At 61.6% G+C, this 20400-nt stretch carries 13 protein-coding genes; 5 read left to right on the top strand and 8 right to left on the bottom strand.

All coding sequences use genetic code 11. From position 1 onward, the window contains the following. Both BUC24_RS09600 and BUC24_RS09595 read right to left on the bottom strand, forming a co-directional pair. A complete protein-coding gene (locus tag BUC24_RS09600; RefSeq protein WP_073214282.1) occupies window positions 1–1455 on the bottom strand; it encodes a prolyl oligopeptidase family protein in 1455 nt (484 codons plus the stop codon). Next, on the bottom strand, window positions 1455–4247 hold the full coding sequence (locus BUC24_RS09595; RefSeq protein WP_073214279.1) for a TonB-dependent receptor domain-containing protein: 2793 nt from the start codon (window positions 4245–4247) through the stop codon (window positions 1455–1457). The genes BUC24_RS09600 and BUC24_RS09595 overlap by 1 nt, the downstream gene beginning before the upstream one ends. 284 nt (window positions 4248–4531) lie before the next feature. On the opposite strand from BUC24_RS09595, the gene BUC24_RS09590 reads away from it, so the two are divergent. Beyond that, window positions 4532–5224: a PEP-CTERM sorting domain-containing protein gene (locus tag BUC24_RS09590; RefSeq protein ID WP_073214276.1), complete on the top strand. Its 693-nt coding sequence runs from the start codon at window positions 4532–4534 to the stop codon at window positions 5222–5224. An 86-nt stretch (window positions 5225–5310) separates the two neighbouring features. Here BUC24_RS09590 and BUC24_RS09585 read toward each other — a convergent pair whose 3' ends face one another. After that, window positions 5311–6144, bottom strand: a complete 834-nt coding sequence (locus tag BUC24_RS09585; protein WP_073214273.1) for a hypothetical protein — start codon at window positions 6142–6144, stop codon at window positions 5311–5313. Between the two features lie 213 nt (window positions 6145–6357). Here BUC24_RS09585 and BUC24_RS09580 point away from each other — a divergent pair, with 213 nt between their 5' ends. Both BUC24_RS09580 and BUC24_RS09575 read left to right on the top strand, forming a co-directional pair. After that, the gene (locus BUC24_RS09580; RefSeq protein WP_073214271.1) at window positions 6358–7902 is read left to right on the top strand and encodes a hypothetical protein; all 1545 of its coding nucleotides are present in this window, start codon (window positions 6358–6360) and stop codon (window positions 7900–7902) included. 80 nt (window positions 7903–7982) lie between these two features. After that, window positions 7983–9125 carry an alpha/beta fold hydrolase gene (locus BUC24_RS09575; RefSeq protein ID WP_073214268.1) on the top strand — a complete coding sequence of 381 codons (1143 nt, stop codon included), beginning with the start codon at window positions 7983–7985 and terminating at the stop codon, window positions 9123–9125. Between the two features lie 5 nt (window positions 9126–9130). Here the strand turns inward: BUC24_RS09575 and BUC24_RS09570 are convergent, their stop codons facing one another. Continuing rightward, complete coding sequence (locus BUC24_RS09570) at window positions 9131–9559, bottom strand: YeeE/YedE family protein (RefSeq protein WP_073214267.1); 429 nt, start codon at window positions 9557–9559, stop codon at window positions 9131–9133. Window positions 9560–9568: 9 nt separating this feature from the next. Next, on the bottom strand, window positions 9569–10000 hold the full coding sequence (locus BUC24_RS09565) for a YeeE/YedE family protein (RefSeq protein ID WP_073214264.1): 432 nt from the start codon (window positions 9998–10000) through the stop codon (window positions 9569–9571). A gap of 161 nt (window positions 10001–10161) precedes the next feature. Here BUC24_RS09565 and BUC24_RS09560 point away from each other — a divergent pair, with 161 nt between their 5' ends. After that, entirely contained in the window at window positions 10162–12258 is a 2097-nt protein-coding gene (locus tag BUC24_RS09560; RefSeq protein ID WP_073214261.1) for a TonB-dependent receptor, read from the top strand. A gap of 14 nt (window positions 12259–12272) precedes the next feature. Here BUC24_RS09560 and BUC24_RS09555 read toward each other — a convergent pair whose 3' ends face one another. Continuing rightward, window positions 12273–13460, bottom strand: coding sequence for a DUF418 domain-containing protein (locus tag BUC24_RS09555; protein ID WP_073214256.1), 1188 nt, complete (start codon window positions 13458–13460; stop codon window positions 12273–12275). A 67-nt stretch (window positions 13461–13527) separates the two neighbouring features. Between BUC24_RS09555 and BUC24_RS09550 the strand changes: the two genes are divergently transcribed. Next, window positions 13528–14694: an MFS transporter gene (locus tag BUC24_RS09550; RefSeq protein ID WP_073214254.1), complete on the top strand. Its 1167-nt coding sequence runs from the start codon at window positions 13528–13530 to the stop codon at window positions 14692–14694. Here BUC24_RS09550 and BUC24_RS09545 read toward each other — a convergent pair. Together BUC24_RS09545 and BUC24_RS09540 are read right to left on the bottom strand one after the other, a co-directional pair. Continuing rightward, entirely contained in the window at window positions 14683–17007 is a 2325-nt protein-coding gene (locus BUC24_RS09545) for a M1 aminopeptidase family protein (RefSeq protein ID WP_143167446.1), read from the bottom strand. The genes BUC24_RS09550 and BUC24_RS09545 overlap by 12 nt on opposite strands. A gap of 32 nt (window positions 17008–17039) precedes the next feature. Next, window positions 17040–20087: a hypothetical protein gene (locus tag BUC24_RS09540; protein WP_073214249.1), complete on the bottom strand. Its 3048-nt coding sequence runs from the start codon at window positions 20085–20087 to the stop codon at window positions 17040–17042. Window positions 20088–20400 lie beyond the last annotated feature (313 nt).

The following is a 20400-nucleotide window of genomic DNA, read 5'->3' as shown; positions in this document are numbered from 1 at the left end:
TTATCTGCGCTTTGGCGTGAAAAACACGAATCCCGGCCGTCCCTCATACAGCAGCGTGGGATTGCTGCCATCGAACACGACGTCCTTGCGCATCACGACGAAATACGGCACTGCTGTGCCATCGTCGGCAAGCGCCCTCCACTGCTCTACTTTATAGGGCGTTGTGTCGAAATAGGCTGGCATCGACTTGAGCGGCGTGTGCTCATCGCTGCCGGCGCGCGCCAGCATCAGCGTGGTCGGCTGGAGGAAGCCGCCAACGGTCAGCAAGTACTGATTCGAACGCGCACCGTCCAGTGCCGCCACCGCCACGTTGCCGAACGACGGGGTGGCCACGGTGCGCCGTCGCCATTGCCCCTGGCGATGCACCAGTTCCTCGACCTTGCCCAGCACATTGTCCATTTCCACCAGGATGATGGCGTCGCGCAGCGCCACGACCGATTGCAGCGAACTGCTTGCCGTCGGTGTGAACAGCACATCGAAGTTGCGCGCGCCGCGCTGGAAAGCCCGGTACGGAATCGCCAGCAGCGAGCCCTGTACATGGACCTTGCCGCCAACCTGCCAGTCGCTACGCAGTTCGATCATCAGCTGGTCGCCAATGGTGTAGGCTTCGGCGTCCTCCGGTTTGGCGATTTTTGTCAGCACGCCCTGTTCGCGGATGAATAGTTCATTCGTGAAAAACGTGGGCCTGCGGATGATGAACTCACGTTCATGCCCGGGCGTGAAGTCTTTCCATGCGCTTGCGCTGGTATCGCTTTCGCGGCCTTCAAACACCGTCACTGCGCTGGCCAGCGGCGTGCCGCGCTGCCATTCCTTGACGACACGGGGATAGCCTGATTCGGTCATTGATCCCGGTCCGAAATCGGTATCAACGAACACGCGGTTCTGGTCAATCCAGGCCAGACTGCCCTTCGCTTCCGGCAAACTGAAGCCGCCGCGCACAAAGCCCCGTGACGGTACGTCGAATTCGCGCACGACGTGGGCATCGCCGCCGCCGCGGGTCAGGCTCACCAGGCAACGCCGCGCCGCCGGTTCCAGGCACTGGGCGCCACCCCAGACCCAGTTTTCTTTTTCGGCAGCGGCCAGCTGGTCGACGTCGATCACGGTCTCCCAGCGCGGCTGCGCCTTCCGATACTCTGCCAGCGTGGTACGGCGCCACAGTCCGCGCGGGTGCTGCGGGTCGCGCCAGAAGTTGTACAGCCATTTCCCTTGCATTTCCACGCCGGGAATCCGGCCAGGCGCGTCCAGCACGCCTTTGATGGCGGGCTGCAGGGCGCGGTACTGCGCCAGGCTGGTCAACGCCTGGGTCGATTCCGCATTGCGCGCGCCGACCCACTCCAGCGCGCGCGGGGACTGTACTTCTTCCAGCCACAGATGAGGATCACTTTCTTGCGCACTGCTTGCTGCTGCAATGCCAAGCAGAACAATGCTGGCCGCTAAGGCAGGAACGGCGCGCATCAGAACTTGTGCTCCAGCGTCAGCAAGATGGTGCGGCCACGCAAAGGCAGACCGCTGCCGACACGCATTTGCACTGGGTCCTTGCGGTCAAATACATTGAACAGATTGGCCGACAGCGAGGTGTTTTGCATCAGCTGGATCTTGGTCCACAGGTCCGCCGTGGTATCGGCAGCGATCCGGCAAGCGGCGGCGTCCACGTCACGGTCAGCACAGCCCTCGATCGAATTGGAGGTGTCGAGCGAACTCCAGCCCAGTTGTGTGGCACTGCTGTGGTTCACGCGCAAGCCCACATTCACCTTGCCCAGTTCCCAGTTGGCCTTGGCGATGGCGATCATGCGCGGTGTGCCGCGAAAGCCCACATAGTTCTCGGTGTAGGTGTTCTGGTACGCGTCCCAGCCACGGTAGGACAATTGGCGGTTCATTTCCAGCCCAGCGTTGATTTTCCCCCATTCGCCCAGCATCCAGCGGCTCGACACCTCGACGTCGATGCCGGAGACGGCCGTTTTGCCCAGGTTTTCGTATTGCGCGGCGATGGTTTTGATCGGCCCGATCGGGAATCCCACGTTACGGCCAGCCAATTCGCTGGCGCGCTGGGCCAGTTCGCTATCCTGGCTGCTGAGCGGGTCGCGCTGCACCAGGCCGGCAATCCGGTCTTCATTGGCCAGCGTTTCGTCCACACTCTTGACTGCGATCTCATCGCGCCGCTTGATGTTGTAGTAGTCGAAGGTGATGCTGATCTCGCGCATCGGCTGCAGAACGAAACCAAGGGTGAAGCTCTTGGTCTTCTCGGGCTTTAAGTCCGGATTGGGTGTCACGGCGGCCGGGAAGCTGACCGAGCAGCCCAGCGCGTAGGCGGTCAGCGCATTGTTCTTGTCGGCGGCATTGCCTGTGTTGAGGATGTTGCGCAGCTCGGTCGCGGCCGCGCAGCGCTTCGGATCGGTGTAACCATTGTTGAACCAGGATGCGCCGCCATTGCCGGTTTCCGGGATGCTTGGCGCGCGGAAGCCTTCGGTTGCTGTTCCGCGCAACATGAACGCGTTCGACACCTTGTACTTGAGCCCGAACTTTGGCACGACTGCACCGGCGCGGTGAATCGCCTTGTCGCCGCGTAGAGCAAAGCTGCCTTCCAGCTTTTGCGTGAACGGTGCGCCAAGTTCGACAAAGGCGGCAGCCAGGTTGCGCGAACCGGCAATCGACACGCCACTGAACTGCACGATCTGCGCTGCCAGCACGTTGTCACTGCTTTTGTGCTCGAACGATTCGTGGCGCAGGTCGAAGCCAGCTGCCATTTGCAGCGGCCCGCCGGGCAGCTGCATCAGCTCGCGCGAGGCCTTGAAGTCGACAAACGCTTGGCGGTACTGCCCGTGCGACCCCATGTTCGGGAACATCCGGTCCAGCAGCTCGCGGCTGTTTTGCTGGCCAAACTTGTATTCGCCGCTGGTGATCGCGTCGGCGTAGGCATAACGGTCGCGGTACAGGTGCTGCCGCTGTTTCGCCGTCGAACCCATGAAACCGACTGCGCCGTCCCAGTCCCAGCCCATGTCCTGCCCTTCCAGGCCGGCCAGCACGCGGAACTGGCTGGCGGAACCAACGTTCTTGAACATCTCTGGGTGGTCGGCAAAGCGGTAATTTAGTCCGATCGGGAAGCTGTATGGATTGCTGGCGTGGCCGACCGGCAGTTTCGGGTCGGTGAAGTACTGCATTTCGCCCTTCATGGAGTCGTACCACGACAGTGCTACCCCATTCACGTTGCTGCGCGGTGGCGCCGTATGGTAATCGTCCCGCGTGCCCGCCAGTTGCAGCTCGGCGTAGCCTGTGGTGGTGGCGCCCAGCTTCATGCGCCCGCCCGACATGAAGGTCAGGCGCTCGGCCGGCGCGCGTGCATCGCTGTCTTTCCAGTAATCGTAGAAGCATAGCCCGCCGCTGAGATCGGCCGCTGCGCAGCCAGGCGCTGCCGTGTTGATCGACTTGCCTGCCAATGCAGGATTGCTGTAATTGGCTGGGTAACGTCCCACATAGTTACCTGGAACGGAGCCGGTCGACAGCGCATTGCGCTCGGGATTCATGCGCAGATACCAGTCCGGCAGGAACGGGCGGGCATCCCGGTCCTTGTAGCCGACCCGATGGAAGCCTTCCACATGGGCCCAGACGTTGTAGCCATCCTTGTCCAGGTCGCCCAGGCCGCCTGTTACGGAGAATTTCTGCTCGGCGTCCAGATAACTGTTTCGGGTGGACTGCTGCGCGGCCACCTTCACGCCCACACCGCGGAAATCGCGCCGGGTAATGATGTTGATGACACCGGCAATCGCATCCGAGCCATAAATCGCTGACGCGCCATCTTTCAGGATTTCGACGCGTTCAATCACATCGCTAGGAATGGCATCGATATTCACAAAGTTCGCTTGCAGCCCGTCCGCAAAGCCGTACGAGGACAGGCGCCGTCCGTTCAGCAGAACCAGGGTCGCGGTCGCGCCCAGATTGCGCAGCGACACGCCGGAAGCGCCGCTGGCCCAGGAATTGGTGCCGCCCAGGTCGGAGATGGCGCCGTGGTCATTGCTGGCGACATTGCCCAGAATTTCGGCCACGGTTTGCGCACCGCTTTGCTCGATCTCTTTGCGCGTCAGTATCTGTACTGGTGAGGCGGTTTCGCTGTCGACACGCTTGAGATTGGTGCCGGTAACGACGACGCGCGCCACTGGTGCGTCGGTATTTTGCTGCGCCCATGCATTGGGCGCGGCCAGCGCCAGTGCGACGGCCGCGGCCATGGTGGTTTGTTTGTATTGCTGCTTCATTGCTGTCCCCTGAGGTGTTGTTCACAACTTGTAATGGAGGGGGAGCTTAGCGGTGAAGGAGAACGACAGTCTTGAGCCGTTTGCTCAAAGAAAGCGGGATGATTGAGCATATATGCCCGATTCACCGGCGTTCATGATGCAGGGTGAATAATTGGCCCCTGCGCGTCAGCGCGTGGCTGGGCCCGACGGCTCAACATGGCGATTCGATTAACAATGTTTTAGCATTAAGAATGCAAATAAGATAATATCGGCGTTTTACAATTCGCGGAAACGCCAAATTCCACATGTCCATTTCCTTCAAACTGGTGGCGTCGGCCATCCTCTTCTCCTGCGCAGCCGCGTCACCGGCGCACGCAGCCCTGATTACCTTTACCTCCGCCGGCACCTTGGCGCCGGGTAGTACGGACGGCCTGAATTTATTTCAAACGGGTCTGAACCTCGAGGGGAAACGCTATACGCAGACGATGACGGTCGACACGGCCTTTCTTCCGTCAAAGTCGTACACGCCGACAACTGTGTCGGAATGGGCGAATGACACGACCACCAAGTTTTACGGCACCACGACGGTCGACGGACATGCTTACGCCTGGAGCATCGATTATGGGCGCGCCAGTCTGTATCTGGCCCGTAGCTATCGGGGAACAGAGGAATACGAATATCTGGACATGCGTGGCAATGGCACCAATGTCCTCGATGGCATTTCCGTGGACGCAATCGCGCAAGTTTATTCGTACCCACCGTTTGTGAACGCGATGAATTTCACATCGCCACGCACCTTCGATTTGTATAGCGACTCCAGCTGGTGGTATTTCGCCGCGTTCACCGGCGAAGGCACGACCAGTTTTACGGGCCGGCCGGATGCTTTGTCGTGGACGGTGATCAATGCCGTGCCCGAGCCGGCGACCCTGGGCACGTTCATGGTGGGACTCGGTCTGATTGGTGCAAGCTTGCGGCGCCGCGCAAAGGCCGGCGCTTGATTGACCCTTGAAACGCCAACGCCAACCGGTTCCGGTTGGCGTTGCTTCCCTCTTGCCGGCACGCCGTGCCGGCGTTCATGTCACGCTTAGAAACGCGCCTTCAGATACGCCGACGGACCCGCCAGTTTGATGCGCAGTGCGCTATCGCGGTCGCTGTCGCGACGCAGGTCGATCTTCTGGATGCCGTAGTCAAGTGCCAGGCCGATATTCTTGGCCAGGAACCATTCCACGCCGACCGCGCCGGAATAAATGTGGCCATTGATCTTGCCGCCATTTTTCTTGATGCCCGATGCTTCGACATAAATGCGCACATCCTGGGAGAACGAATGGCGCCAGCCAAGGTCCAGCACTGGTGCATAGGCATCGTCGCTGGTGGAATCGGTCCCGCTTACCGAACGCGACACTGGCAGCCCGTTAACTGTGCCTTGCACCGTGGCGCTGGCCGTGCCGCCCACCTTGGCGCGGTAGTAGGCCGCGCCAATGCCCACGGCGAATACGTCGTTCTGGTCGCCGAACCACCACTTGTAAGCGGCCTTGCTCAGGTCCAGGCGCAATTTACCGTCGAATTTGGCCGTGCCGGAGATGGTTTCGCCATCGATCACGGTATCGCCGGACAAGGTGGGATTGTAGGTTTTGCTGTAGCGAATGTAATCGAGCGCAATCGATTGACGGTCACCAATCAACATTTCGGCTTTTACTTTCGGCAAGGTCGTACGGCTGCCTTTTTGATCGCCACTTTCGATGCGGCCAAAATTGGTGTCCGCATCGACGCTGATTTCAGGCTCAGTGCTGAAAGCACCAGCCGACAGGCTGAAGCGGTCCAGCGGCGCGGCAGGCGCAGCAATGGCACCGAACGCGGCGCTGACGAGCGAGGCGCCAACGATCAGGTGACGGGCGCGGGAGGAATGCAGGTTCGACATAGGAACTCCTAAAATTTTGTCTGTGGCAAAGGTATTCAGACGATGCGCTGAATGCAGGCGCATGGTATCTCCACAACAACGTTGACACTCACACTACAGAAAATAACGTTGTTTTTTACTTCAGTTGGGCGCCTGTGTTCGTCTACGCACAGTCCGGCAGAGGCCTTGCGTAAGACAATCAGCAGAGCAGAATTTCAGAGAGCTAGTTGCATCATGGAAATCACGCAAACTGCAGTGCCGACGCTCCGCGCCATTTCGGCAGCCAATCCCATCACCGCGCCGCAGACGCCGGTCGTCGACGCAGGCCAGTCCCTTAGTCTGCTATCGGTGGCGCCCACCGCAGTCGACCTGTCAACCCAGGGCCGCTTTCTGTCGCTGGCCTCCTTGTTTCAAAAGAAGACGCTGGAATTGCAGGCCTCGCTGGAGCGTGACAACGACAGCAGCGATGCCTTTGCGAACGTGACAGCGAGCCTGCAAGCGCTGGCAAACGTATTTAATGAGCTGCAACTTGCCCCGGTCGACGACGCTGGTGCGCTGACCGATCGCATCGGGCAGGGTTCGCTGACATCGCAATTCTTTGCGCAATTTGGCGCAAGCGAAGACGAAGGCCGGGTGACGCTGGGCCGCATCGGCCTTCAGTTCGCCACCGGACCAACGCCGTCAACGCCCGGCAGCTTCCGGGTCGACGATGCGGCGCTGCAAAGCGCATTGCGGGACGATCTCGCTGATACCACTGCCCTGCTGACACGCAGTGCGGACGCGTTGTTCGGCGTCGTGAGCAGCCAGATACAGTCGCAAAGCGCGCAGCTGGCGCCATTCGACCAGGAACAACAGGACCCCCTTGAATCGCTGGACTTGGCCGCGCCTGCGCTGCAAGCCCAGATCGCGGAGGATCGGTCGCCAGCGCTGTTCGTACAAAACTTGCTGACAGATGCCCTTCGTGAGGGAAGCGCGCTGCCCGACGATCCTGCGAATGGCCTTGCGCTTCCCGGTGACGAGGCGGTGGCGCCGGCAAACAATCAGCCACCCGCGACGGCAGCACCAACTGCGCCTTTTCAGGCTGAACAGGCACTGGGCATCCCTGCCCTGCCGTCAGCGGCAGCGCAAACGATCATCGCTCGCGAAAACGGTGTGCAAGCGCAAGATGCCAGCCTTGCGGTCCAAGCTGCGTCCGCCGCAGCCGCCACAAAGGCCGACGCCATTGCAGACGAAGCACGCCAGCTCGCACAGCAACTGGCGGCGGAACGCGAGGCGGCACGTTTGCTCGACGAAAAAATCGCCGGCGCCAGTGAGGAAGTGCGCGCCGCGCTTGCCGCCGAAATCGAGGCGCGCGATTCGAGCCGGACCAGTGAGCCCAAGCAAGCCGGTAACAGTGCGCAGCAGCGCGATGATTCCGCCGTGACGGACGTGCTGTCGCGCATCGAGCCTGCCTTGCGTGAGCGGCTGCTGCCAGCGGCGTCGGCCCGGCCAATTGCCATTCCAGTGCGCGATCCGGCTGACCCAGTCAGTCGCCAGCCGGACTTGGCGCCGCTGCCAGTCGCCCTACCCTCCCCAGCCAGCCAGGCGCAACTGGCAGCGCGCGATCCAGCGATTGCCGCTGCCATTGCCGCCTACAACTTGAGCACTGGACCATTTGCCGCCCAGAACCTCAAGCCCGACAATCCGCCACCGAGGCCGAAGCCCATTCCGGCAGTTGCTGCCGTGAGCAAAGTGGCGGCGCTCGAGTCGCTTGGCACGCCGCGCGGCAGCATCACCTGATGGCAAGCAGGCGCGTCCGGGATGAGCAAACTCGCTGATCCCTTGCTAACATATGGTGGGGACAACAACTCAAGAGAGCCATGAACTTCCATCTTGCCTTTGCCTGTACCTTGTTGCTTTCATCCATTCCAGCCTGGGCTCAAAGTCCCGCCAGCCGCGCCGAAGCAGTCAAGCTGATCGCCGACATGCGGCGCATCGTCACGCCGCAGGGAATCGAACGCACGGAAGCGGTGCGAATCGGCGGCATTGATCAATGGATTACGGTGCGCGGCACCGATCGCCGCAATCCGGTTTTGTTGATGCTGCACGGCGGGCCTGGGTTTGTCTCCATGCCGACCAGCTGGTATTTCCAGCGTGGCTGGGAAGATTATTTCACGGTCGTTCAATGGGACCAGCGCGGCGCTGGCAAAACGTACGCGGCCAATGATCCGGCCAAAGTGGCCCCCACCATGAACCGGGCGCGGATGATTGAAGACGCCGAGGAAATGGTCACCTGGCTGCGCCGCGAATTCGGCAAGGAGCGCATCTTCGTACTGGGGCATTCCTGGGGAAGCGTGCTTGGTATTGAGCTCGCCCATCGCCACCCGGAATGGCTGCATGCCTACATCGGGATGGGACAAATCTCCAGCGCGCCAGAAAGCGAGCGCCGTGGTCTGCAGTTCGCATTGGCAGCCGCGCGCCGCGACAAGAACGACCAGGCGATCTCGGAGCTGGAAGCGCTGGGCGACTACGCCGCGCCCGGACGGGCAGCCGCACTTTCCGACGTCTACAAGCAACGCAAGTGGCTCAATTACTACGGTGGCGCCGTGTACGGGCGCAAGGATGCCAAACACGAAGGGCGCGCGGCGCGTCTGGCGCCCGAATATACCGACGCTGATTTGAGCACCATGTGGAAAGCCAATGATTATTCAACTGAACATTTGCTGGCAGACGTGGTCGGCCTCGACTACACCAGCTACACCCGCTTCAAGTGCCCGATCATCCTGTTCAACGGCCGGCACGACTACAACGTGTCGGCCAGTGCTGCAGCAGAATGGTACGCGCGCGTAAAAGCACCATCGAAGGCGCTGGTCTGGTTCGAGAACTCGGCGCACGAAATGTTCAACGAGGAACCGGGCAAGATGCTTGTTTCGCTGGTGCGCTACGCCAGACCGATCGCAGAAAAAGCCGGAGACGTGGCGCCGGCCGGCGAAGAAGAGACCAGCCCGCCAGCCCACCGTTGAGGCGACTAGCCCGGGCTGGCGCGCGCGCCTTCGATCCAAGCGAACAAGGCCATCCCCGCGACCATGGCAATGCAGAATAGCAGCGTCTGCGTGCCGCCCGTCGCGAGCGAGGCCAGTGCGGGGCCGGGGCAATACCCTGCCAGACCCCAGCCCGCGCCAAAGGTCACACTGCCGAGTATCAATCGGCGGTCGACCCGGGTTGCCGTGGGAATTTGCATGGCTTCGCCGGTGAGCGAGCGTGGCATGCGCACGGCAAACGGAAACGCGGCCAGGCCCACAAGCAAGGCGCCACCCATGACAAACGCCAGCGAGGGATCCCACTGCCCTGCCAAGTCAAGAAAGCCCAGCACCTTGGCCGGATTGCTCATGCCCGAGAAGATCAAACCAATGCCGAACAGCAGTCCGGCTGCCAGCGCGCTGAGGGAGGATTTCATCAGTCCACCTCAGGCGGCAAGGTGCCGCAGATGATACACAGTGACAAACCCCGCGCCCATGAAGGCAGCGGTGGCCGCCATCGAGCGCGGTGACCGGCGCGACAGGCCGCACACACCGTGACCGCTGGTGCAGCCTGAACCGTAGCGCGTTCCCGCGCCCACCAGCAAGCCCGCCACAATCAGCAGCAGGCCGCTGGCGTCCACCTGCACCGTCGGCAACGGCGCGGCCAGCCCATACGCGAATGGCGACAGCACCAGACCGGCCAGAAACGCCAGGCGCCACCCGACATCGCCGCGGGTGGGCCGTAACAATCCGCCCGCAATGCCGCTGATGCCGGCAATCCTGCCATTGGCGATCAGAAGCAGCACGGCTGCCAGTCCAATCATGGCGCCGCCGGCCAGTGCAGTCCAGGGTGTGAAGTGGATCGAGTCAATCGTCATGGCATGTCCTGTTCGGTTTGATCGTTGGCAGTATACAGACAGCGTGCGAATCCGCTTCTTGAGATGACATTCTAGTTATTGATCTCCATCAATGAAATTCCGAGGCAGACCATTGATCATGGTCAAGTCATAAAAAGAAAACATGTCAAGGAAAACAAGAAATGAAGCTCGCACCTCTCCCGCTCGCCGTTTTGCTCGCACTTAATTATGGAACTGTTCGCGCCAGCGATCAAAATGGTCCCTTGCCCACGGTAGTGATTACGGCCAAGCTGCTCGAACACTATCCCTATCGCGTGGCGCCCACCAGCGACAGCGCAGACTTGCTCAGCAACACGGCTGGCTACAACGTTGCGGCGAGTGGCGGCGTCTCTGCCCTGCCGGTGGTAAATGGCTTGGCCGACGATCGTCTCAAAATCAGGGTCGATGCGCTCGAAGTCACTGCCGCGTGCGCCAATCATATGAATCCCCCGATGTCGTACGTCGATCCCAAGCAAGTACAAAGCATCGAGCTCGCTGCGGGTATTACGCCCGTCAGTATCAGCGGTGACAATATCGGCGGGACCATTTCGATGACCACCGCGGCGCCCGTATTCGCCAAGCCAGGCGCTGGCTTGCGTACGCAGGGCAGCATTTCCGTCACTGGCCGTAGTAGCAATCAGGCGCTTTCGACTGGCGTCAGCGCATCGGTCGCCAGTGACAGCCTCAGCCTTTCTTACGATGGCGCCTATACCCGCGCGCACAGCTATCAGGACGGCCATGGTGATCGGGTGCTGGCCAGCATGTTCAAAAGCGTGAACCACGGCCTGACATTCGGTCTGCGCGGCGATGCCTACCGCCTGACGTTACGGGCCGGGGTGCAGCGCATTCCATACGAAGGCTTCCCGAATCAATACATGGACATGACCGACAACACCGGTCACTATGCGACCCTGCGTTACGTCGGCCAGATGGCATGGGGCGAGCTGGAAAGCGCGCTGTACTGGCAAAACACCACCCATGAGATGGGATTTTTCACGCCGGAGCGGCGCGGCACGATGCCCATGGTGACTGAGGGCCGCAATCTCGGGTACACGGTGCGCGCCACCGTCCCGCTGGGCGAGCGCCAGTTGCTGCGCGCCGGCCAGGAGTACCACATCTTCCGCCTGAACGACTATTGGCCTGCAGTACCGGGCTCGGTGATGATGGGCCCGCAGACCTACGTTAATATCAAGGATGGTAAGCGCGACCGCGTTGCCCTGTTTGCAGAATTGGTGACTCACCATGGCACGGCCTGGATTTCCCAGTTCGGTGCGCGCGGGGAATGGGTTAATTCGGACGCGGGCCGGGTGCAGGCCTACGGCAGCAACATGATGAATGCAGCTGACGCCGGGGCGGCAGCCCTGTTCAACACAAGCGCGCATCAGCGGCGCGACGCCAATCTGGACTTGACGGCGACGGCGCAGTACGAGAGCAGCGCCACGCACGCGATTGAATTCGGCTATGCGCGCAAAACCCGTTCACCCAATCTCTATGAGCGCTTTGCCTGGGGCCGCAGCACCATGGCCATGACCATGACAAACTGGTTTGGCGATGGGAATGGCTACGTCGGCCGAATTGACCTGCGCCCTGAAATTGCCAACACTGTCAGCTTGACTGCCCACTGGCACGGAACAGATGCGAACGGCTGGTTTGTGAAACTCGCGCCATATTACAACCGTGTGCATGATTATATTGACGTCGATGCCCTGGCCAGCTTCACGCCCTACATGGCAAAACAGGCGCAAGGCGCGCTGCTGCAGTTTGCCAATCACGACACCACGCTGTACGGCGCCAATCTGTCCTGGAAAGTGCCAATTGCGCATACCGCACCGTTTGGTGAACTTCACTTTTCGGGCAACGCGGCTTTCACCCGTGGCAGCCGTGAGGACGGCGGCGCGCTGTACCGCATCATGCCACCGACTGCTTTGCTTGCGCTGGAACAGCGAAGCGGTCACTGGAATAGCCAATTTGAAATGAAACTCGTCGGTCCGAAGCACCGGGTCGATCAGCGCCGGCTGGAAAGCAGGACAGCGGGCTACGCCCTGCTGAACCTGCGCGCCGGATATCAACTGAGCACTAGCGTCTTGCTCAGCGCCGGAGTTAACAATCTGTTCGACAAGTTTTACAACGACCCGCTGGGCGGCGTCTACCTGAGCGGTCTTGCGGCTGACAAAGGAGCACTGCGGCCCTTGCCTGGGCAGGGACGTTCGGTCGATCTGGGCATGTCCGTGCGGTTCTGATGGTAAGGCCAGCGCTAGGTGGCTAGCCGCCGCGCATGTTTCTCGCTGCCGATCCAGGTCGCCCTGTGCCACAAGGCTTCCAGCGGGCCTTGCCGATGCGTGCGCAGCCACCAGATGCTGAAAACAATCTGCGCGCCGATCATGACCACGCCGATCAGCAGCGACAATGCCGGCCCTGCGGTTCGATACAGGGCCAGTCCGAAACCGTAGTACAGGAATGTGCCCACCAGCGACTGGCTCATGTAGCTGGTCAGGCTCATTCTGCCCATCGGGGACAGCCAGGCAAACAAGCGGCCGGCGAAGCCGGCATGGTAGGCCAGAATCAAGCACGACAGCAGTACCGGCAATGCCGCCAGTTGCGCCCACGATTGCACGATCGATCCCAGCGGGCGCCGCACCGCTTCATTCGCAATCCATGCTGGCAGCGACGCTTTCAGCGCCGCCAGCGGGATCAAGGCCAGCAAACCCCAAACGAATGCGCGGCGCCAGAACTGCCGGTTTGCTTCCGACACGTGAAACCGTTCCTGCCGCGCCAGCACCATGCCCACCATGAACAGGGCAGGAATTTGCAGCAGACGCCCTGCTTCCCAGCTCCACACAATGGTGGCCATTTTGCCGTTGGTCAGATTGCCCCACCACACCTGCAGCACCGTGCCATTTGCCAGATACTCGGCAGAACGGATGAAGTAAGCATCTGCCGCCGGTGCGCCCAGCGCATGCGGCGGCTCGGTCAGCGCCACGGCCAGCACGCCCCACTGCCACAGCTGCAGCGATAAAACGATGGCAATTGCCAGCAAGGCGCGATTGCCCAGGCCTGCCACCGGAATCAGCGTGAAGCCCAGCACGGCATATAGCGACAGGATGTCGCCATCGTAAAACAGCGTATTGACCATGCCAAACCCGAACAGGAGCAGCAGGCGCCAGGCAAAACGAGCCCGGAAGTCTTCTCCCTGCAAGGCGCGGCTGCGAAATTGCAGATAAAAGGTGACGCCGAACATCAAGGCAAACACGGCGTAGGCCTTGCCGCCAAACAGCAGGTAGCCGGCGGCAAGCACAAAATGGTCGGCCATGGCCAGCCAGTTCGGCGTGCCCGGCACCGGCACCATCAGGTTGAAGTGCTCTACATTGTGCAAAAGCATGATCGCCACGATGGCGCAGCCGCGCAAGGCATCAAGCAAATCAAGTCGGCTGGAATTACTCATGGAAGCGCTCCCAATGTAGAATAGCCGAACAATAACCCATTCTTTGACCGTTGGGCAATCAGAAAACATGGAACCGCATATTGTCGACGCTGCGCCCGTACGCCACCCCGCCCCGCCCTCCCGCGCGGCGCTGGCAACCCGGCTCGCCTTCCTGATTTCCGGCTTCGCCCTGTCGTGCTGGGCGCCCCTGGTGCCGTACGTGAAGCACAGTCTGAACCTGGACGAACGGCTGCTGGGCATGCTGCTCTTGTGTATGGGCGTGGGCTCGGTACTGTCGATGCTGGTTACAGGCGGACTGTGCAGCCGTCTCGGCAGCAAACTGGTCATCGTCGCCTGTGCCTGGGGGCTGGCGCTGACGGTGCCGCTGCTGGCGCTGGCCACCACGCCACTGCAGATTGCTGCGGCGCTATTGGTGTTTGGCGCAGCGCTGGGCTCGATCGATGTCGCCATGAACGTGCATGCGGTCGAGGTGGAAAAGCTGGCGGGCAAACCCTTGATGTCGGGCTTTCACGCCCTGTTCAGCATTGGCGGTTTTGCTGGCGCCACCGTCATGACGGCGCTGCTGTCGGCCCGCCTGTCGCCACTGGCCAGCACCTGCATTTGCGCGGCCGTGATGGCCGTCGTTGCCCTCTTCCTGCCGTCGCGCCTCCTGGCGAGCGGGCCGGCTGCAAGTGGTGCATTCCTGGCGCGCCCGCGCGGCATTGTCTTGTTGCTGGCGCCGCTTGCCGGCATCACCTTCCTGGCCGAGGGCGCCATGCTCGACTGGGGCGCCCTGCTGATCACCGAGAAAAACCTGGTGCCGGTCAGTTATGGGGGACTGGGCTATATTCTGTTTTCCATTGCCATGACCGCCGGCCGTTTGAGCGGCGACGCCATTACGGCAAGATTGGGCGACCGCACCGTTCTGCAGTGGGGCGGCGCCCTCGCTGTGGGCGGGTTTGTGATGTTGTTGACGGCGCCGCTGGCGCCGCTCGCCCTGGCCGGGTTTGTGCTTATTGGCCTGGGCGCGTCCAATATTGTGCCTGTCTTCTTCCGCCAGGCTGCCGCGCAGCAGGATATGCCGACCAGCCTGGCCATTGCCGCGATGACGACCACCGGCTACGCTGGCGTACTACTGGGGCCGGCAGCAGTGGGCTTCGTGGCCAAGGCAAGCAGCTTGCCTGCGGCATTCTGGATGCTCGCCGTCGCGTTGGCGCTGATTCCACTCACCGCGCACAAGGTGTCACGAAGCTGAGCGCTGCTCCTCCTTTTTCGGCACCCGCACTTCGACCGAGATGCCGCCAACCAAGTGTTTGCCCTTCAGGCTGCGCTGCGCGAAATGCAGGCGGATCACCTGGCCCGGCTGGGCGTCGCGCGGCACCATGACCTTCAAGCCCATCACAATCTGGTCAAACGGCGCCAGCTCGATCGTCATGCGGGCAGCGCCGTCGGCGGCAAACGGCATTTCCCAACTAATAGGAAAACGTTTTTCGATCAGGTCGCGCCGGTTGGACGTCATGATGCTGCCATCGTGACGGTGCGCGCCGCCGTCGATGTGGCCGCCGCACTCCAGTTCCATGTCGTGCGCCACCGGCGGCTTGCGGTCGGCAAACGGCGTGAACTGCTTCGGTTTGGTGCGCGCCTTGCGAAAGATCTCGGGTGAGGCATGCAGCAGACTGGCGCCAAATGGCGCCGAACCGCGTACCTCAAGCAGTTCCAATGCAAACTCGCGCCCGAAGCGCGGCTCCCAGTTGGCGATGATCACCGGCACAATCAAGAAGGTGTCGGGCAGCATGTCCACGACCGTCAAGTTTTTTTGTGCCAGATTGTTGTGCTCCCAAACATGGCGCCCTGCAATCGGGTGATCGCCGCGCGCGATAACCGAGGCCAGCAGGCAGGTGTGGGTGCCTTCGGCCGGGACCAGGGCACGTGGCCAGCGCGCTTTGACGATCTTGGTGGCACCGGGCGCCAGGTCGAACTCGGCGCGTGCGGCAATAGCTGGCAGGAAGTCGGCCGGATATTGAAATTGGGTACCCGCAAAACCTTTGGCGTGGAAGGTCACCACGAAGTGCTGGGCCGCCCCGCTGCCTGCCTTGTTGCGTACCCGTGCATGGAACCAGTTGTCCTGGCCGTATTCGGGCGCCTGGTGGACGATGCCGTTGTCGTTGTCGCGGCGGATCCACAGGTCGGGCGAATTCCAGAAGGCGCCATCCCAGCTGTCGTTGCCCGGGTCGCCAGATGCGTCGCGCAACCACAGGTCGGGCGCGGGCGACGGATTGGCCAGGCCATACACAAAGCGATGGAAGGCATCGACCACTTGCGGGTTGCCAGAACGACGCAGCAGATATTCCTCGATCATCGCGGTCGAGACCGGGTTGCCACGGTAAGTGAGGTACAAGTCTTTCATCAGCGTCTTGAAGGTGGCCACGCCCAGCAAGGCGGCTATACCTTTCCAGAAGCGCGCGCCGTCGCTGTAGGCATTGCCCGCAGTGTGGCGCTGCCATGGGTCGCGCGAACACAGTAGCACCGGCGCCGCGCTGAAGTCGAACGGAAGCGCGTCGTCGGCGCCGTCGTCATGGTAGGTGGTGTAGCCCTCGTCCCACCAGCTATCGGCCTGGGACGCGGGCTTGATGCCGCGTGCGAACCAGCTGTGGAAGGTTTCGTGCGCGAGCGCGCTGGTGGAGGTGGTGGTGCCGCCCTCGTATTCCATGCCGCCACTGCCGTTGAAGAAGGCGACGTAGCGGTTGCCGTGCAGGTAAGGGCCGTAGTCGTTCTCGTTTTCGGCAAGCAGGACCTTGAGTGAATTGAGTGCCGTGGTCAGATTGGTCGCGCTGCCGACCAGCTTCCAGCCCTCCAGCGTGACGTTGGTGCCCGATACCGGCAGTATCGTGCTGTCGGTCTGCATTTCCAGCGTATCGCTGGCGCGCACTTCCAGCATGGGTGACAGCGCGCTGAACCGCGCCGGGAACACCAGGCGCCAGTGGTTGGTCCCCAGCACGGTGATGGCCGCGTTGGTGATCACCGAATGCGGCGCCAGCGTGCCTGTCACCGCTAGTTCAAGCGTGAGCGCAAACTGGTCAAACAGCAAATTGGCAGGGAGCCAGGCTTCCGCGTAACGCGCCCGGTTCAGGTCTGACAAGCCGAACACGAAGCGCAGGCGCGGTCCCGGCGTCCACGCCAGGGCGGGCAGATAGCTGCCGCCCAGCTGCGCGTCTGGCAGGGCCAGCGCATACTGCACACGCAGGGTGTGGACCGAACCAGCCGCTTGCACGGCCGCCATCACGCGCAGGTCGGTAAAGCTGCCGCTGCCAAAGCTGTGGTGCGCCAGTTGCGCCGGCGGCACGGCCACCCCATCGATCCAGGCCGCGGCAATACTCTGGCGCAGATCGAAGATTGGGTTACCTGCCGTCGGGCCGACCGTGTAGGCCATGGTCACATCGGCCGTGCCGGTCGACGCCGCACCGTCAAACACGAACACGGCATCGACGCTCTGGATGTCGATGGGCACAGCCAGCAGCCCATCGACGGTGGTTGGCGGTGGCGCCAAGTCAAAGTTTATAGCCATCATTTTCTCCCTGGCGCGACGCGCGCATGCCAACATCAGCAACCGCAATTGCCCTTCATCTTCAGACTCACCGTGATTTCCTTGACGCAGACTTGGTCGACATCCTGCTTGATGCCCAGGCACTCGGCCAGCCGCTGCGCCTGGTTCAAGCAGGCGCCATCTTTTGGCTTGTCATCGTTCCAAGGGCGGGTCAAGGCCGGATCAAGCAGGTAGGTCATGCCGCCGATCAAGTTATCGTTGGACAGGACATCGATCCGGAACGCGCGGTCGGTGGTCGCCTCCACCTCTGCGGGCGTGAAGTTTTTGCCTGGATGCAGCTGCATGAAGACTTCGCGCTTGGCCCCGGACGCAAGCGTGAAGCCGCCTTCCACGTCCACCAGTTCCAGCCGCCAGCCCAGCTTGACCAGCAGTGCCGGCAGCACCACATTGAAGGTGATCTTGCCGCGTTTCGGGTCAGGATTGCCGACAAAGAAGCTCTTACCATTCAGACCGGCCATCAGGCCCAGTTCGCCGCCGCCGGCTGGCAGGACCGTCACATTGCGCTGACCGACGTTATTGTCGTTCGGCACAAGGCGCCACTCGGGCACGGTTTCGCCCGCCGTGAAGTTATCGATATTGGACGGGTCGCCATCGGCCGAGACCACCATCAGCATGCAATCGTGGCCGTAGGCATTGATGTTCGGCGTCCATTCGAAGGGGCCGACAATTTTCTCTTCGGTGTTGTTGGCATTTAAGGTGCCCACATTGATGGAAGGCGTGGCAAACGCGGCAAAGTCGGCAGGCCAGTTCAGGCCGGCGCCAGGTTTGGTGTGGAAGGCGCGCACCACCACGTTGTGCGCCTGCTGGGTGCCACGGTTGCGGATCTTGACGTAGGCATAGTTGGTCGCACCCAGCTCCGGTTCCTGGTGCGCATCGATGCCGTCGGCCGCACGCCGGTTCCACATGGTCGTGGTCTGCCAGTGCACGTGCTGGAACGGGTATTCCCCGTTGCGGCCGTCGTTGATGTAGACGTCCACCTGGGGCGGCTTGCCGGCCGTGGTGATGGTGCCGTCGGCAGCGCTGCCATTGGTCACCAGCGGGGTCTGGTACTCGCCCTGCTTTTCGAAGGCCCAGCGGATCACCTTGTTGTAGGCGCCGCCATACACGCCTTCGCTGGTCCAGTTCAGCGCATCGGTGGCCATCAGCGCTGCCGCAAAGTCGCGCGCGTATTGCGGATTGGTGGCCGGGGTCAGGTCGCCAATGGCGCGCATGATCAGGTACATGGCCATGCGCGAGGCGAACTGGCGCCGTCCCAGATCCGGATGGTCGCCGCCGATGGAGCGGTAGAAATTAAACAGTGTTGTCGCGAGGATTTCCTCGGAACCGTAGCCGCCATTGTCCTGCGCGCCATTCCAGGCCCAGCCAGTGGCCACGCTGCGGTCGCAACGCCGGTTCAGACTGGGGTGCCACGGCACATACGTAAAGCGCAGGTCGCCCGGTTTGCCGACCGCGGTGCCGTCGACGCCCTTGCAATGCGAATCGGGATCAAAATAGATCAGCGACAATGAGTCGCCCGCGCTGTGCGCAAACCCGAAGTTGGCCCCGTCGACCGCCTCGTACAAAATGCCGTGGCCCAGCACTTCGTGCAGGTGCACGCGCGGGTCGCAGGCGCGCCCGAGCGGATCGCCCGGCAGGCTGCTGTCCATGGTGCCAAAACCGGCGTGGCCAATACCGCCGGTGCCGTTGCCCACGCAATGCGCGTTCACATCATTGAAACAGCGGATGTCGACCGGGATCGGGAATACAGTATTGGCCATGTAGGTGGCCACGTTAAAGCCCAGGTCCTGCATGGTGCGGAAAATCCGGTCCACATGGAAGTAGCCGCTGACCGAGGCCAGGTTGTTGCTGCGGGTATCGTAATGGAAGTTCGTACCCGCCGTTTCCGTGGGCGCCACAATGTCCGGGCCCTCGACCTGGCGCACCTCGGCAAAACTGCCGCGCAAATGCTGCACGCCGCCGCTTGGACCGTTCAGATTTTGCAGCAGCATGTCGTCGCGCAGGGCATTCAAGGTGGCATTGGTGGAGCCGCTCGACGGTGCCGTGGTGCCGGTCTTGGTGATCGGATCGGTGGCGTGTACGAAGCCGTTCACGTGCCCTTCGAGCGGGCGCAGATAGAGAATTGAATCGGTCTCAAGTTCGAACAGGGCACGCCACATGTGCTTATCCTGCCCGTAGGTCAGCTCGAAGGTGATTTCCGCCACCATGTAGTACATGCCGTCGCGGATTTTTTGCGACACTTCCGGCAGATCAAACGGCAAAGGCTGCACGCCGTCGTCGACCTCTCCCCCACCCTTCTTCAAGTTGCGGCGCGTTTCAGGAGCCGGCTGCTCTTTGGGGACGGGAACGGTGCCGCCTTCATCGTCCGGCAGGCGCGCCGCTGCGTCATAGCGATAGATCCAGAAGCGGCCACGTACCAGGCGCGTCTGCGTGACGCGCGCCTCGCCATCGGTGTCGAATTTGAACAGACGGCCCAGCAGCGCCACGCCTTCGCGATCGTTCTCGTCTTCGCCAGCCGCGTTGACCGCGGTTACGGCAGCGGCGCGCAGGTCCGGATTTGCTTGTAGGGCTTGCCGTTGCACGGTGGTCGAATTGGCTGTGGTGAACAGCCGCTTGTATTTGTCGATCGCCTCCTGCGAAGGCATTTTGGCATTCACCCCACTTTGCGACGTGTCATCGGATTTGATGACGCGGTTCGGGCCATGCTTGAGCGTGACTTTCAGGCCGGCGCGCCACACAGGCACATTCAGGTAAGTCTGGTAGAAGCCAAACGTCTCGGAATCGAATTGGCGTTTTTCTTCGGACAGGCGATATTCTTCGCCTTGCTCGGCCGGATCGAGAAACGCCACTTTGCTGGTGAGCCGATCAAATTTTGCGACCGGTATTTCATACACGCCGGCGAATTCGCGCAGGTAGGCGGCAGCGCTCATCAAGCCACCGCCGGTCGGGCTTTCCCAATATTCCTGCGAGTGGCGGATGGTGCGCACCCGATTGCGTTCGTCGGTCAGTACGTGTGCTTTCAAGTCGGGACGATAGAGTTCATTCATGACAGCTTCTCCTTCTTTTTCAGGACAATAGATCGGCGTGGCCGCGCCATGGGACGGCGCTTCCAGCGATGGAACAGCTTTTATCGTTGAGGTAACTGCCAATAGTCGCGAACGACCGGCTCCGGAAAGGTCCGTTGCAGACCTGGAGTGAACCTGATTGGTATGGGTAGTTGCTGACGCAAGTACAAGAACAAAAGTGACGTCGGCGCGACCACACGGCAGCGCCCTGCTCCCTCGCGCTGCAATGGCAGGCCTGGGAATTGGCAGTGCGTTAAACCGTTAAACCAGCATAGCAAACGTAAACGCGAGAAGG

The sequence above is a fragment of the Massilia sp. CF038 genome (assembly GCF_900129765.1).
Classification (GTDB): domain Bacteria; phylum Pseudomonadota; class Gammaproteobacteria; order Burkholderiales; family Burkholderiaceae_D; genus Telluria_A.
Note: the sequence above shows the minus strand (reverse complement) of the source record. Positions and strands in the feature narration are given on the sequence as shown.